We start from the raw sequence: 15,411 nt of genomic DNA, 5'->3' as shown, positions 1-15,411 counted from the left end.
CTATCCGGTTTGTTTCGAAGCGGAATATTCCGTCTGGTGGAAAGTCCAAGTGACCGCCGGGTAACGACCGCCCGGCCGGAAAACGACTGCCTAGCGGGTGACGAGGGCGTAGCTCTGCCGGGCGATCTCCAGCTCCTCGTCGGTCGGCACCACGGCCACGGCCACCCGCGCGTAGTCCGGGGAGACCAGGCGCGGCTCGTCGGAGCGGACGGAGTTCAGCCCGGCGTCGATCGCCAGACCCAGCTCCGCCAGGCCCTGCACCGCAGCTTCCCGCACCGGGGCGGCGTTCTCGCCCACCCCCGCCGTGAAGGCGACGGCGTCCACCCGGCCGAGTACGGCCGTGTACGCGCCGATGTACTTCTTGAGCCGGTGCACGTACGTCTCGAAGGCGGTGACCGCGGCCGCGTCGCCCTCGCCCGCCCGGCGCAGGATCTCCCGCATGTCGTTGTCCCCGCACATGCCCAGCAGACCGCTGCGCTTGTTGAGCAGGTCGTCGATCTGGTCCACCGACATGCCGCCCACCCGGGCCAGGTGGAAGATGACCGCCGGGTCCAGGTCGCCCGAGCGGGTGCCCATGACCAGGCCCTCCAGCGGGGTCAGGCCCATCGAGGTGTCCACACAGACCCCGCCGCGCACCGCCGAGGCCGAGGCGCCGTTGCCCAGGTGCAGGACGATCACGTTGACCTCCGCCGGCGCCTTGCCCAGCAGCGCGGCGGTGGCCCGCGAGACGTAGGCGTGCGAGGTGCCGTGGAAGCCGTACCGGCGGATCGCGTACCGGTCGGCGGTCTCGGCGTCGATCGCGTACCGGGCGGCGTACTCCGGCATGGTCGCGTGGAAGGCCGTGTCGAAGACCGCGACCTGCGGGATGTCCGGGCGCATGGACCGGGCCACCTCGATGCCGGTGACGTTCGCCGGGTTGTGCAGCGGCGCCAGCGGCACCAGCGCCCGGATCTCCGCCAGCACCTCGTCGTCGATCACCGTCGGCTGGGTGAAGCGGGTGCCGCCGTGCACCACCCGGTGGCCCACCGCCGCCAGCTCGGGGGAGTCCAGCCCCAGCCCGTCCGCGGCCAGCTCGGCCGCCACCGCCTTCAGCGCGGCCGCGTGGTCGGCGATCGGGGCGGTCTGCTCGCGCCGGGCCGCACCGGCGCCGGCCAGGGGCGTGTGCACCAGCCGGGAGCTCTGCTCCCCGATCCGCTCGACCAGCCCCATGGCCAGCCGGGCGCCGTCCGCCATGTCGAGCAGCTGGTACTTGAGCGACGAGGAGCCGGAGTTGAGGACGAGTACGCGCGATGCGGTCACGGGAGAAGAGCCTTTTCGTGTGGGGGTGGTCATGCCTGGGGGGCGCCGGCGCCCTGCGCCTGGATCGCGGTGATCGCCACGGTGGTGACGATGTCCTGCACCAGCGCGCCGCGCGAGAGGTCGTTGACCGGCTTGCGCAGGCCCTGGAGCACCGGTCCGACCGCCACGGCGCCCGCCGAACGCTGCACGGCCTTGTAGGTGTTGTTGCCGGTGTTCAGGTCGGGGAAGATCAGCACCGTGGCCCGGCCGGCCACCTCCGAGTCCGGCAGCTTGGTCGCCGCCACGCTCGGCTCCACGGCCGCGTCGTACTGGATCGGGCCCTCGATCATCAGGTCCGGCCGCTGCGCCCGGACCAGCTCGGTGGCCTTGCGGACCTTGTCCACGTCCGCGCCCGAGCCGGAGGTGCCGGTGGAGTACGAGAGCATCGCGATCCGCGGCTCGACCCCGAAGGCGGCGGCGGTGGCCGCCGACTGCACGGCGATGTCCGCCAGTTGCTCGGCGTCCGGGTCCGGGTTGACCGCGCAGTCGCCGTACACCAGGACCTTGTCGGCCAGGCACATGAAGAAGACCGAGGAGACGATCGAGGCGTCCGGCTTGGTCTTGATGATCTCGAAGGCCGGCCGGATGGTGGCGGCGGTGGAGTGCACCGAACCGGAGACCATGCCGTCGGCCAGCCCCTCCTGGACCATCAGCGTGCCGAAGTAGTTGACGTCGGTGACCACGTCGTTGGCCAGCTCGACCGTCATGCCCTTGTGGGCCCGGGCCTTGGCGTAGTACTCGGCGAAGCGCTCGCGCAGCGGGGAGGTCAGCGGGTCGATCAGCTGGGCGGCCGAGACGTCGATGCCCAGGTCGCCGGCCTTCTTCTTGATCGCGTCCACGTCGCCCAGCAACGTCAGGTCGCAGACGCCCCGGCGCAGCACCACGTCGGCGGCGCGCAGCACCCGGTCCTCGGTGCCCTCCGGCAGCACCACCCGGCGGCGCTCGGAGCGGGCCTGTTCGAGCAGTTCGTGCTCGAACATCATCGGGGTGACCCGGGTCGAGCGGGCCACCGAGATCCGGTCGCGCAGCTCGGCGGTGTTCACGTGCCGTTCGAAGAGGCCGAGCGCGGTCTCCAGCTTGCGGGGCGTGGCGGAGTTCAACCGGCTCTGCAGCGCGAAGAGTTCGGCCGCGGTCGGGAAGCTCAGGCCGGCCACCGAGACCACCGGCGTGCCCGGCGCCAGCCGGCTCGCCATGGTCAGGATGTGCGGGGCCGGGCGCTCGTTGAGGGTGAGCAGCACGCCGGCGATCGGCGGGGTGCCCGAGGTGTGCGCGGCCAGCGCACCGATCACCAGGTCGGAGCGGTCGCCGGGGGTGACGACCAGGCAGCCCGGGGTCAGGGCGTTGAGGAAGTTCGGCAGGTGCGCGCCGCCGAAGACGAAGTCCAGGGCGTCGCGGGCCAGCCCGGCCTCGTCGCCGAGCAGCACCTCGCCCCCCAGGGCGTGGGTGATCTGCGCGACCGTGGGCGCGGAGAGCGACTTGTCGTCGGGCAGCACGTAACACGGCACCGGCAGGCGGGCGGCGAGCCGCTCGGCTATCAGGTCCCGGTCCTTGGCGGCCACCCGGTTCACCACCAGCGCCACCACCTGGCAGCCCAGCGCCTCGTACGCGCGGTGGGCGTTGCGGGCCTCGGCGCGCACCGACTCGGCGGTCTGCGTGGTGCCGCCGACCACCGGCACCACCACGGCGCCCAGCTCGTTGGCCAGCCGGGCGTTCAGGGCCAGCTCGTCGGGGAGGTTGGTGTCGGCGAAGTCGGTGCCCAGGACCAGCATCACCTCGTAGTCCCGGGCGGCCCGGTGGAAGCGGTCGACCAGCCGGGAGACCAGCTCGTCGGTGCCGGCCTCGGCCAGCAGCGCGGTGGCCTCGTGGTACTCCATGCCGTACGCGGTGGCGGAGTCCTGGTCCAGCCGGTAGCGGGCCTTCAGGAGCTCGAAGAGCCGGTCCGGGCCGTCGTGCAGCAGTGGCCGGAAGACGCCCACCCGGCCGGTCTGGCGGGCCAGCAGTTCCATGATTCCCAGCTCTATGACCTGTCGGCCGTCCCCCCGGTCGATCCCGGTCACGTACACGCTGCGAGTCACGCGTGCTCACCATCCCTGTTGCGCCGGCCCTGCCGGACTGCGGTCATACGAGTCGAAATTTCCCGTTAGTGTGGGCTTGCCCCCTTGACAATACCCCCGCCGCTGGATAGAGCGCCCGCCGGAACAAGGCCCTATGGGCGGGGGCCCAAAGGCCCTTCAAGTGGAGCAGTACGGAGCGCGTCGCCGGGACCTCGCGTGGAACAATCGAACAGTCTGATCCGTACACCGCACTTTGTACGACGAGAAGCAGGAGACACAGCACGATGCGCATCGGAGTTCTCACCGCAGGCGGCGACTGCCCTGGCCTGAACGCAGTCATCCGGTCCGTCGTGCACCGCGCCCTGGTCGGCCACGGCGACGAAGTCATCGGCTTCGAGGACGGCTTCAAGGGCCTCCTCGACGGCCACTACCGGCCCCTGGACCTCAACGAGGTCAGCGGCATCCTGGCCCGCGGCGGCACGATCCTGGGCTCGGCCCGCATGGAGCGCGCCCGGCTCAGCGAAGCCGCCGAGAACTGCGCCGAGTTGCAGAAGCGCTACGGCCTGGACGTGCTGATCCCGATCGGCGGCGAGGGCACCCTGACCGCCTCCCGGATCCTGTCCGAGGCCGGGATGCCGGTGGTGGGCGTGCCCAAGACCATCGACAACGACATCTCCGCCACCGACCGCACCTTCGGCTTCGACACCGCCGTCACCGTCGCCACCGAGGCCATCGACCGCCTCAAGACCACCGCCGAGTCCCACCAGCGCGTGATGGTCGTGGAGGTCATGGGCCGGCACGCCGGCTGGATCGCCCTGGAGTCGGGCATGGCCGGCGGCGCCCACGGCATCTGCCTGCCCGAGCGCCCCTTCCAGGTCGACGACCTGGTCAAGATGGTCGAGGAGCGGTTCTCCCGCGGCAAGAAGTTCGCGGTCATCTGCGTCGCCGAGGGCGCGCACCCGGCCGAGGGCGCGATGCCGTACGAGAAGGGCGAGATCGACCAGTACGGTCACGAGCGCTTCGCCGGCATCGGCAACCGGCTGGCCGTGGAGCTGGAGCGGCGGCTGGGCAAGGAGGCCCGCCCGGTCATCCTCGGCCACGTCCAGCGCGGCGGCGTGCCCACCGCCTACGACCGGGTGCTGGCCACCCGCTTCGGCTGGCACGCGGTGGAGGCCGCGCACCGCGGCGAGTTCGGCAGGATGACCGCCCTGCGCGGCACCGACATCGTGATGGCCCCGCTGGCCCACGCGGTCACCGAGCTCAAGACCGTCCCCGAGGACCGGATGTACGAGGCCGAGTCGGTCTTCTGACCCCCGCCACCGGGACCTGCGTCCCCTCTTGTACGCCGAACGGCCCTGCCCGCTCCCCCTCGGGAGCGGGCAGGGCCGTTCCGGTACGGGCCCCCGAGGGCCCGGGACGGGCGAAAGTGGGGTCCTTAGACCCGGCCCGGGCCGGCCGCCAGCTCCCAGAAGCGCTCCACGATCGAGGCCAGGAACTCCCGGCCGGCGTCCCCGCTGGCCGCCTGGCCCCCGCCGCCGCCCCAGCTCAGGGTGGCGACCATCTTGGACTGGTAGTCGTCGTAGAGCAGGCCCAGCACCTCCTCCAGGCGGTGCCGGGGGACCGGTATCAGCTTGGCGAGCGGCTTCACGTACGCCTGCCAGCGGGTGCTCACCGCGTTGCGCAGGGCCTCGGCCAGCTCCTCGTCCTTGCCGACGGCGGTGACGAACTCCGGCAGCGACAGCGAGAGGGCCTGGGCCAGGGCGGCGGACTGGCGTTCGTTGCCCTTCCAGCGGCCGGAGTCCTCCATCTTCTGGTAGGCGCCGGCCTCCAGGCCGATCCGCCGGGCCAGCTCCTCGGGTGCGATGCCCCGGGCCACCCGGTGCTCGCGCAGCGTCCGGGGCCGGGCCAGCAGCTCGCCCGGGGAGCACCACAGGACCCCGGCGAGGGCGGTGAGCTCGGCGCTGGACGGCGAGAGCTCGCCGCGCTCCCAGGCCATCACCGTCTCCGGGTCGACGAGGAGTCCGTACTGGGCGCGCAGGCCGTACGCGACATGGCCGGGCGCCATGCCCAGGGCCGCGCGGAGGCGGCGGGCGGCGAGGGCGTCGAAAGGGGGGCTCTGGTGCACGAGGCACACCGTAGGGGTGGCCGATACACGCCGACTACGGTCTGTTCACCCAAGCTCACAACTCGTAGGATCATACGAGGATGAGTCGGTCTTTCGCCCGTTTCCCCCGCGACTGTCCGGTAGCGGCCCTGGTCGAAGATCCACCATCGCGCCGGGCCGGAGGCGGCGCCAGTGGTACGGAAGGGTAACTTCCGGCCGCCGCCCCGGCGGCGGCGGGGTGTCCGCTGCCGCCGGGGCGCCGCCCGGGTGCCGTCCGCTCAGCGGACGTCGACGTAGTCCTCGCGGCCGGAGACCGCGTAGTGCCCGGTGTCGGTGTCGGTGTACCGGATCTGCCAGGTGCCGTCCCGGCGCGCGGTGACCTTCGTCGCGAAGGTGCCGTCGGCCTTGGTGGTGGCGGAGGCGATCTGCTGCCAGGCCGCGCCCCGGGCGGTGGACTTGAAGTACACCCGGACCTTCTGGCCGCCGAAGGCCTTCCAGGAGGTGCCGGACCGCTGGAGCAGCCCGCCCTTGGCCGTGATCTTCGTACCGGCCCTGACGCCCTCGGGGGTGAGGTCGTCGTTGAAGAACTGGGTGCTCTTGCGGGCCAGCTTGACGGCCGGGCTCTTCAGGTTCGGCCAGTGGAAGTCCAGCCGCCAGTAGCCGCGGTCCGAGGCCTTGCGGGCGGGGGAGTGGCTGAAGGACTCGCCGTACTTCACCTGGAAGGCGTCGACCGTGGACCAGCTGCGGCCGTCGGCGGAGTACTGCGTGAGCAGCTCGGCCGTGGTCCCCTTGGGGTACGAGCCCGAGGAGACGCCGACCTTGCCGGTGAAGGTGACCTTGCGGTACTTGTCCACGGCCCCCTTGACCCCGCTCCAGGTGGAGGTCTTGGCGGCGGAGAGCTTCACGTAGACCGTCGGCGCCACGTTGAACCACCGGTTCAGCTCCGGCTGGAGCCGCAGGGTGTGGTTCGAGAGCGAGACCGCACCCTTGTAGGTGCCGTCCGTGCCGGTCTGCGCGACCGCCGTGCGGTGGTCGTCCATGACGGCCAGCCCCGGCGCCGGCTGCTCGGTGCCGTCGTCCGCGGTCCGCACCACGCGGCCGGTCAGCGGCGCCCGGCCGCCGAGCGGCCCGCTCATCGCGGTGGTGTCCGCGGTGATCTTCAGGTCCTGCTTGCGGAAGGGCAGCTGCACCTCGCCGGAGGCCAGGTCCGAGGAGTAGCGGGTGCTCACGCCGGCCTCGTCGTACTCCCCGAACTCGGCCGTACGGGTGAAGCGGCCCGCGGCGTCCGTGCGCAGCCGGCCCTCGCCCCGGCCGCCGTCGGCCCGGTAGTAGAACTCCACGCCCGGGAACGGCTTGACCTCGTGCGTGTCCGGGTCCTCGGCCGTCATGACGCCGGTGGTCTTGATCCGGCGGTTGTCGTAGCTGATCCAGGAGCGGTCCGAGGACAGCGCCAGCTTCGCGTTGACGCCGTACTCGAGCTCGCCGTTGTCCCGGTCCACCCGCTCCTCGGGCGTGCCCTCCTTGAGGAACACGTCCATGGTGTACACGCCCAGCCCGGGCAGCTTGAGGGCGTCCGTCAGCCAGGTGCCGTCCCAGCAGGTGCCCTCGTCGTCGTCGCACCCTTCGGTGCCCTGGAGCCCGAGGGAGGCCAGGACCTGGGCCTCGCCCGGCCGGCGGACGTGGATCGTCACGTCCGCCGGGTTCACGCCCGAGTCGTCGAGCAGGTTGAAGACCGCGTGGACCTTGCCGTCCGCCACGGTCGTCCAGGTGTGCGACTTCAGCTGGACGTCCGCGGCGTGGGCCGCGGGCGCGGTCAGCACGCTGCTGCCGCAGAGGGCGATCGTCGCGATCGCCGCTGCCGAGAGCTTTCTCAAGGGTCCCCCATCGGACAGGAAAGTGATGCCGGATCTCTGACCCGTCAGGGGGCCCGATGGTTGCCCCCGAGATCACGCGGGATTGGCTGAACCGCACACGCCACGCATCCGTGATCCTTTGGGGGGCCTCCGCGTACGGGGGTCGTGGAGGCCCCTCTCCAGACGGGGTCAGGCCGGGCGGAACCAGAGGGTGGACAACGGCGGGAGGGTGAGCCGGAGGCTGGTGGGGCGACCGTGGGCCGGCTCCGCGTCCGGCTTCACCGGGGCCGGGTTGCGGACACCGCTGCCGCCGTAGCGGGCGTCATCGGTGTTCAGGACCTCCGACCAGGCCGGCACCTCGTCCGCGTCCGGCACCCCCAGCCGGAACCCGTGCCGCACCACCGGCGAGAAGTTGCTGACCGACAGCAGCGGCCGCCCCGCCCCGTCGTACCGCAGGAACGCGAAGACGTTCTCCTCAGCCGCGTCCCCCACGACCCACGCGAAGCCCTCCGGCTCGCAGTCCCGCTCCCACAGCGCCGGCGCCGCCGCATAGGCGCGGTTCAGATCGCCCACCAGCTCCCGCACCCCGCGGTGGTCGGCCGCCGCCGCATAGCTGGTGTCCAGCAGCCACCAGTCCGGCCCGTACGTCTCCGACCACTCCGCCCCCTGGGCGAACTCCTGCCCCATGAAGAGCAGTTGCTTGCCCGGGTGGGACCACATGAAGCCCAGGTACGCCCGGTGCGTGGCGCGCTGCTGCCACCAGTCCCCGGGCATCTTCGAGACCAGCGCCTTCTTGCCGTGCACCACCTCGTCGTGCGAGATCGGCAGGACGTAGTTCTCGCTGTACGCGTAGACCATCCCGAAGGTCATGTCGTGGTGGTGGTACTTGCGGTGCACCGGCTCCTTCGACAGGTAGCGCAGCGTGTCGTGCATCCAGCCCATGTTCCACTTCAGCCCGAAGCCCAGGCCGCCGGTGTCGGTGGGGCTGGTCACGCCCTCCCAGGCCGTGGACTCCTCGGCGATGGTCACCACCCCCGGGCAGCGCCGGTAGACGGTGGCGTTCATCTCCTGGAGGAAGGCCACCGCGTCCAGGTTCTCCCGCCCGCCGTGCGCGTTCGGCGTCCACTGCCCCTCGCCCCGCGAGTAGTCGAGGTAGAGCATCGAGGCCACCGCGTCCACCCGGATGCCGTCGACGTGGAACTCCTCGCACCAGTACACGGCGTTGGCCACCAGGAAGTTGCGCACCTCCTTGCGGCCGTAGTCGAACTCCAGCGTCCCCCAGTCCGGGTGGGCCGCCCGCTGCGGGTCCTGCGGCTCGTACAGCGGCCGGCCGTCGAACTCCGCCAGCGCCCACTCGTCCCGCGGGAAGTGCGCCGGCACCCAGTCGACGATCACCCCGATGCCGGCCCGGTGCAGCGCGTCCACCAGGAAGCGGAAGTCGTCCGGGGTGCCCATCCGCGAGGTGGGCGCGTAGAAACCGGTCACCTGGTAGCCCCAGGAACCGCCGAAGGGGTGCTCCGCCACCGGCATCAGCTCCACGTGCGTGAAGCCCAGCTCCTTGACGTACACCGGCAGTTGCTCGGCCAGCTGCCGGTAGCTCAGCCCCGGCCGCCAGGACGCGAGGTGCAGCTCGTACACCGAGAACGGCGCGGTGTGCGGCGGCCGGTCCCCCCGCGCGGCCATCCACGCGTCGTCCGTCCACACGTGGTGCGCACCGGCCACGATCGAGGCGTTCGCCGGCGGCACCTCCGCCCGCCGGGCCATCGGGTCCGCGCGCAGCGTGTGGCTCCCGTCGGGCCGGGTGACGTCGAACTTGTACAGCGCCCCCTCGGCCACGCCCGGCAGGAACACCTCCCACACCCCGCAGCCGCCCAGCGAGCGCATCGGGGCGGCCCTCGGGTCCCAGTACGAGAAGTCGCCGGTGACCCGGACGCCCAGCGCGTTGGGCGCCCAGAGGGTGAACCGGGTGCCGGCCACGCCCTGGTGGACCATCGGCTGCGCGCCCAGGGCCTTCCACAGCTGCTCGTGCCGGCCCTCGCCGATCAGGTGCAGGTCCAGCTCGCCCAGGGCCGGCAGGAAGCGGTACGGGTCCTCGACCTCGACCTCGTCGCTCTCGTACGTCACCAGCAGCCGGTAGGACGGGACCTCGGCCAGCGGCAGCAGGCCCGAGAAGATCCCGTCGCCCTCGTCGTGCAGCGGGGCCCGCAGGCCCTTGCCGACCAGCGTGACCGCGCGGGCGTACGGGCGCAGCGCCCGGAAGACCACCCCGCCCCGGTAGGCGTGCGCGCCCAGCAGTGCGTGCGGGTCGTGGTGCGCGCCGGCCAGCAGCCGGGCCCGCTCGCCCGGATCCAGCGCGGGGGCCGGCCGGGGCCCCCGGGCCGCGGAGGGCCGGCGGGCCCGGGGCGCTCTGGCGGGGGCGCCCCCGGGGTCCGCGGCGGGCCGGGTGGCCCGCGCGGCGGACCTGCCGGAACGCCCGGAGCGGGCGGCGGGCGGGGCGTCGGGCTCAGCCGTCGCGGGGGTGACGGGCTCGGGTGCCGGCTCCGGGACCTGTTCGCCCTGGGGCGGGGCGATCGGCTCGGCGACGGACCGGGACGGCTGACGGGCGGCGCTCACGTGTGCGGCCTCCTCGGGGGCTGCGGGCGGTGCGGGGTGGGGGTGGGGAGCGAGCCGGGCGCCGGGCCCGGCGAGGGGTGGGCCGGCCCGGACGCACGGGTGCGCCGGGGCGGCCGGTCGCTGGGGGCGCGCGAGGTGGCCGGGTTGACCGCCGCCTCGCCGCCCGCGGCCAGCCGGCGGACGGCGGCCATCGGGACGTGCAGCCAGTCGGGCCGGTGCTGCGACTCGTACCGGGCCTCGTAGACGGCCTTGTCCGTCTCGAAGGCCCGCAGCAGCACCGGGTCCTCGCGCGGGTCCCGGCCGGTGGTCGCCGCGTACCCGGTGCAGAAGGCCGCCCGGCAGGCCTCCGCCCAGGCCGGGGACCACGGCTCGTGGGAGCGGGCCGCGTAGTCGAAGGAGCGCAGCATCCCGGCCACGTCCCGCACCGCGGGCTCGGGCCGGCGCCGGTCGGCGAGCGGCCGGGACGGCTCGCCCTCGAAGTCGATCAGCCGCCAGGAGCCGTCCGCGGCCCGCAGGGTCTGCCCCAGGTGCAGGTCGCCGTGGATCCGCTGGGCCCAGCCACCGAGGCCGCCCCGGCCGCCGGGGGCCTTGGCCAGCGCGTCGAACGCGGCCCGCAGGCCCGCCTCGTACGGCCGCAGCGCCGGCACCTCGCGGACCGTGGCGGCCAGCCGCGCGGTCATCGCCGCGGCCAGCCGGGCCGTCTCGGCGGGCCCCAGCCGGACCGTCGGCAGCGCCTGGGCCAGCGCGCTGTGCACCTCGGCGGTGGCCCGGCCCAGGGCGTGCGCCTCGTCGGTGAAGGCCCGGCCGGCGCCCAGCCGGCGCAGCGCCAGCTGCCAGCCGTCGTCGGAACCGCGCAGGTAGGGCTGGAGCACCCCGAGGGTCAGCGGCTCGCCGCCGGGCGGGTTCCCGGGCCGCTCGGCCTCGTACCAGGCCACCGGCGCCGGGACCCGGGCGCAGCCGGCCCCGGCCAGGGCTCTGGGCAGCTCCAGGTCCGGGTTGGTGCCGGGGCCCACCCGGCGGAACACCTTCAGGATGAACGCGTCGCCGTAGATGAGCGAGGAGTTGGACTGCTCGGCGGAGAGCGGCCGGGGCGCCAGGCCGGCCGGGATGTCCGCCGCCCCGTCCCGGCCGAAGCGCAGCGGGCCCAGGGCGCCCGGGGTGCGCAACCGTTCCAGCAGCAGCCCGGCCAGCCGGGGATCGCCCAGCCCCTCGTACACCGTCAGCCCGGCGTACGGCCCCGGCTCCGGCCCGACCCGGCCGATCAGGGCCGGGGCCAGGGCGGGCGGCAGGGTGCGGCGCAGCCCGAGCAGCAGCTGGTAGCAGTCGCCGTCCACGTCCACCAGCAGGTGCAGCAGACGGGGCGAGACCCCCGGTGGTAGCAGTCCGGCCGCCGAGACCACCGAGATGTGGCCGATGGGCCGGCCCTTTCCGGCGAACCACCGCTGGCGCGGCAACCAGCCGCGCAGCAGGGGTTCCAGAGCCCGGGCGGATGCAGCCTCCGACATGGCGTCGCGTCCTTTCCCCGGGCCAGCCACAGAATGCGCAGAGTGTCCCGGATCACGGCAGTTGCTGTCCGGTCGTGTGCGAGTGTCGGGTCAGGATGGTCCGTACAGGGACGGCGATTGACCCATTCGCCGCGTGCCACCGCGCACTTGATGAGGTCGGCCGCGAGGCGGCCGACCCCGTGGGCTCAGTCGGACTGGGCCCGCACCTCCGCCGCGCGCAGCCGGAACCAGTAGAAGCCGTGCCCCGCCAGGGTCAGCAGGTACGGCCACTCGCCGATGGGCGGGAACCGGACCTCACCGGTGAGCTCCACCGGGACCCGACCGTTGAACGATCGAAGGTCCAGTTCCGTCGGCTGGGCATGCCGCGAGAAGTTGTGCACGCACAGGACCAGGTCGTCCCCGTACTCCCGGAGGAACGCGATCACCGCCGGGTTGGACGACGGCAGTTCGGTGTACGAGCCGAGACCGAAGGCGGGGTTCTGCTTCCGGATCTCGATCAGCCGGCGCGTCCAGTGCAGGAGTGACGACGGGGAGGACATCGCGGCCTCGACGTTGGTCACCGTGTACCCGTGGACCGGGTCCATGATGACCGGCAGGTTCAACCTGCCCGGATCGCAGGAGGAGAAACCCGCATTGCGGTCCGGGGTCCACTGCATCGGGGTGCGCACCCCGTCCCGGTCGCCCAGCCAGATGTTGTCGCCCATCCCGATCTCGTCGCCGTAGTACAGCACCGGCGAGCCGGGCAGCGACAGCAGCAGGGCGGTGAACAGCTCCATCTGGTTGCGGTCGTTGTCCAGCAGCGGGGCCAGCCGCCGCCGGATGCCGATGTTGGCCCGCATCCGCGGGTCCTTGGCGTACTCGGAGTACATGTAGTCGCGCTCTTCGTCCGTGACCATCTCGAGCGTCAGCTCGTCGTGGTTGCGCAGGAAGATGCCCCACTGGCAGCCGGACGGGATCTGCGGGGTCTTGGCCAGGATCTCGGAGACCGGGTACCGCGACTCCCGCCGGACCGCCATGAAGATCCGCGGCATCACCGGGAAGTGGAAGGCCATGTGGCACTCGTCGCCGCCCTTGGCGAAGTCGCCGAAGTAGTCGACCACGTCCTCCGGCCACTGGTTGGCCTCGGCCAGCAGCACCGTGTCCGGGTAGTGCGCGTCGATCTCCGCCCGCACCCGCTTGAGCAGGGCGTGGGTGCGCGGCAGGTTCTCGCAGTTGGTGCCCTCCTCGGCGTACAGGTAGGGGACCGCGTCCAGCCGGAAGCCGTCGATGCCGAGGTCCAGCCAGAAGCGCAGGGCGGAGACGATCTCCTCCTGGACGGCCGGGTTCTCGAAGTTGAGGTCGGGCTGGTGCGAGAAGAAGCGGTGCCAGTAGTACTGCTTGCGGACCGGGTCGTACGTCCAGTTCGAGGTCTCGGTGTCGACGAAGATGATGCGGGCGTCCTGGTACTGCTTGTCGTTGTCGGCCCACATGTAGTAGTCGCCGTAGGGCCCGTCGGGGTCCGAGCGGGACTGCTGGAACCACTCGTGCTGGTCGCTGGTGTGGTTCATGACGAAGTCGATGATCACCCGCATGCCCCGCTGGTGGGCCGCGTCCACGAACTCCACGAAGTCCGCGAGGTCGCCGAACTCCGGCAGTACGGCCGTGTAGTCCGAGACGTCGTAACCGCCGTCCCGCAGCGGCGACTTGAAGAAGGGCGGCAGCCAGAGGCAGTCCACCCCCAGCCACTGGAGGTAGTCCAGCTTGGAGGTCAGCCCCTTGAGGTCGCCCACCCCGTCGCCGTTGCTGTCGTGGAAGGAGCGGACCAGGACCTCGTAGAACACCGCCCGCTTGAACCAGTCGGGGTCGCGGTCCTTGGCGGGGGTGTCCTCGAAGGTGTCGTGGACGGGATCGTTGATCATCATGAGGTGGGGGACCCTCCGGTCTGCGGGGACGGTCGCAGGGCCGCCAGTACGTGCGCGGGCGTCCGGCCCGGCTCGAGGCGTACGTAGTTCGCCCTGCCCCAGTAATAGGTGTCGCCGGTGAGCTCGTCGCGCACCGCGAGGGACCCGTGCCAGTCGAGGCCGAGTACCGGCATGTCCAACGAGACCGTCGCCTCCTGGGTGTGGTGCGGGTCCAGGTTGACGACCACCAGTACGGTATTGCGGCCCGACTCGGTCTCCGCGGTCTTCGAGTACGCGATCACCTGGTCGTTGTCCGTGCTGTGGAAATGCAGGTCGCGCAGCTGCTGCAGGGCCGGATTGCGCCGCCGCAGCCGGTTCAGCGTGGTGACCAGCGGGGCGATGGTACGCCCCTCCCGCTCGGCCGCGGCCCAGTCCCGCGGCCGCAGCTGGTATTTCTCGGAGTCCTGGTACTCCTCGCTGCCCTCGGCCGCCGGGGCGTTCTCGCACAGCTCGTAGCCCGCGTACATGCCCCAGGTGGGGGAGAGGGTCGCGGCCAGCACCGCGCGCACCTCGAAGGCCGGCCGGCCGCCCTCCTGGAGGTAGGCGTGCAGGATGTCCGGGGTGTTCACGAAGAGGTTGGGCCGCATCGCCGCCGCCGACTCGCCCGCCAGTTCGGTCAGGTACTCGGTCAGCTCCGCCTTCGTGTTCCGCCAGGTGAAGTAGGTGTACGACTGCTGGAAGCCGACCGCGGCCAGGGTGCGCATCATCGCGGGGCGGGTGAAGGCCTCCGCCAGGAAGATGACGTCCGGATCGGTCCGGTTCACCTCGGCGATCACCTGTTCCCAGAAGACCACCGGCTTGGTGTGCGGGTTGTCCACCCGGAAGATGCGCACCCCGTGTTCCATCCAGTACCGCAGGATGCGTACCGTCTCCGCCACCAGACCGGCCATGTCCTGGTCGAAGTCGATCGGATAGATGTCCTGGTACTTCTTCGGCGGGTTCTCGGCGTAGGCGATCGTGCCGTCCGCCCGGTGCCGGAACCACTCCGGGTGCTTGCCCACCCAGGGGTGGTCCGGGGAGCACTGGAGCGCGAAGTCCAGCGCGATCTCCATCCGCAGCTCGCGGGCCCGCGCCACGAAGGCGTCGAAGTCCTCGATGGTGCCCAGATCGGGGTGCAGCGCGTCGTGCCCGCCCTCCGGGGAGCCGATCGCCCACGGCACCCCGACGTCGTAACGCCCGGCCTTGAGCGTGTTGTTGGGGCCCTTGCGGTAGGTGCTGCCGATCGGGTGCACCGGGGGCAGGTAGACCACGTCGAAGCCCATGGCCGCCACCGCCGGCAGCCGCTCGGCGGCCGTCCGGAAGGTCCCGCTCTTCGGCTTGCGCCGGTTGCCGGTGGGCAGCACCGCGCCCTCCGAGCGCGGGAACAGCTCGTACCAGGAGCCGAACAGCGCCCGCTTGCGCTCCACCAGCAGCGGCATCGCCCGCGCGGCGGTCACCAGCTCCCGCAGCGGGTACCGGGCCAGCACCCCGAGCACCGGCGGGGCCAGCGCCGCCGCCAGCCGGGCCGCGGCCGGCCGGTCCTCGGCGCGCAGCGCGTCGGCCGCCGCCAGCACCAGCTCCCGGCCGTCCCGCTTGGGCACCCGGGCCGCCGCCCGCTCGTACAGCTCCAGCCCCTCCAACAGCACCAGCGCGGTGTCGATGCCGGCCGGGACCTTGATCCCGGCGGTCCGCCGCCAGGTGGCCAGCGGATCGCTCCAGGCCTCGACCGTGTAGGTCCAGGTGCCCTCGGCGCCCGCCGAGACCCGGGCCCCCCACCGGTCGGTACCCGGGGCCAGCTCGCGCAGCGGCACCGGGGGGAGCTCCCGGCCGGCCGGATCGCGGAGCACGACATGGGCCGCCACCGCGTCGTGCCCCTCGCGGAAGACGGTGGCCGACACTTCGAAGACCTCGTCCACCACCGCCTTCGCGGGCCTGGTGCCGCAGTCGACGGCGGGGCGGACGTCCAGCACGGGAATGCGACCGATCATGAGATCACCTGGGGGAGGTTCCGGGGGCGTGGTACGA

9 protein-coding genes are annotated in these 15,411 nt (G+C 72.4%); 1 reads left to right on the top strand and 8 read right to left on the bottom strand.

Features of this window, described 5'->3' with window-relative positions:
• Window positions 1–90: 90 nt before the first annotated feature.
• Together AB0O40_RS16985 and pta are read right to left on the bottom strand one after the other, a co-directional pair.
• Window positions 91–1,299: an acetate kinase gene (locus AB0O40_RS16985; RefSeq protein ID WP_365041452.1), complete on the bottom strand. Its 1,209-nt coding sequence runs from the start codon at window positions 1,297–1,299 to the stop codon at window positions 91–93.
• A gap of 29 nt (window positions 1,300–1,328) precedes the next feature.
• A complete protein-coding gene (pta, locus tag AB0O40_RS16980) occupies window positions 1,329–3,413 on the bottom strand; it encodes a phosphate acetyltransferase (RefSeq protein ID WP_365041449.1) in 2,085 nt (694 codons plus the stop codon).
• A 263-nt stretch (window positions 3,414–3,676) separates the two neighbouring features.
• Here pta and AB0O40_RS16975 point away from each other — a divergent pair, with 263 nt between their 5' ends.
• Window positions 3,677–4,702 carry an ATP-dependent 6-phosphofructokinase gene (locus AB0O40_RS16975; protein ID WP_365041446.1) on the top strand — a complete coding sequence of 342 codons (1,026 nt, stop codon included), beginning with the start codon at window positions 3,677–3,679 and terminating at the stop codon, window positions 4,700–4,702.
• 125 nt (window positions 4,703–4,827) lie between these two features.
• Here the strand turns inward: AB0O40_RS16975 and AB0O40_RS16970 are convergent, their stop codons facing one another.
• The 6 genes from AB0O40_RS16970 to AB0O40_RS16945 all read right to left on the bottom strand — a co-directional run bounded on the left by AB0O40_RS16970 (window position 4,828) and on the right by AB0O40_RS16945 (window position 15,374).
• Complete coding sequence (locus AB0O40_RS16970) at window positions 4,828–5,526, bottom strand: helix-turn-helix transcriptional regulator (RefSeq protein WP_365041444.1); 699 nt, start codon at window positions 5,524–5,526, stop codon at window positions 4,828–4,830.
• Between the two features lie 248 nt (window positions 5,527–5,774).
• The gene (locus AB0O40_RS16965; RefSeq protein WP_365041441.1) at window positions 5,775–7,370 is read right to left on the bottom strand and encodes a hypothetical protein; all 1,596 of its coding nucleotides are present in this window, start codon (window positions 7,368–7,370) and stop codon (window positions 5,775–5,777) included.
• Window positions 7,371–7,538: 168 nt separating this feature from the next.
• Window positions 7,539–9,920 (bottom strand): 1,4-alpha-glucan branching enzyme, encoded by a 2,382-nt coding sequence (gene glgB, locus AB0O40_RS16960; protein WP_365041547.1) that lies wholly within the window; start codon window positions 9,918–9,920, stop codon window positions 7,539–7,541.
• Between the two features lie 38 nt (window positions 9,921–9,958).
• Complete coding sequence (locus tag AB0O40_RS16955) at window positions 9,959–11,467, bottom strand: maltokinase (protein ID WP_365041438.1); 1,509 nt, start codon at window positions 11,465–11,467, stop codon at window positions 9,959–9,961.
• A gap of 185 nt (window positions 11,468–11,652) precedes the next feature.
• Window positions 11,653–13,368 carry a maltose alpha-D-glucosyltransferase gene (gene treS / locus AB0O40_RS16950; protein ID WP_365041435.1) on the bottom strand — a complete coding sequence of 572 codons (1,716 nt, stop codon included), beginning with the start codon at window positions 13,366–13,368 and terminating at the stop codon, window positions 11,653–11,655.
• Entirely contained in the window at window positions 13,365–15,374 is a 2,010-nt protein-coding gene (locus AB0O40_RS16945; protein ID WP_365041432.1) for an alpha-1,4-glucan--maltose-1-phosphate maltosyltransferase, read from the bottom strand. Before AB0O40_RS16945 ends, treS begins: the two co-directional genes overlap by 4 nt.
• Window positions 15,375–15,411: the final 37 nt, after the last annotated feature.

Origin of the sequence: Streptomyces sp. NPDC089919 (genome assembly GCF_040684615.1) — a bacterium.
In the GTDB taxonomy this organism is placed as follows: domain Bacteria; phylum Actinomycetota; class Actinomycetes; order Streptomycetales; family Streptomycetaceae; genus Streptomyces.
The sequence above is the reverse complement of the archived record's forward strand: the minus strand, read 5'-3'. Positions and strand labels throughout refer to the sequence as shown.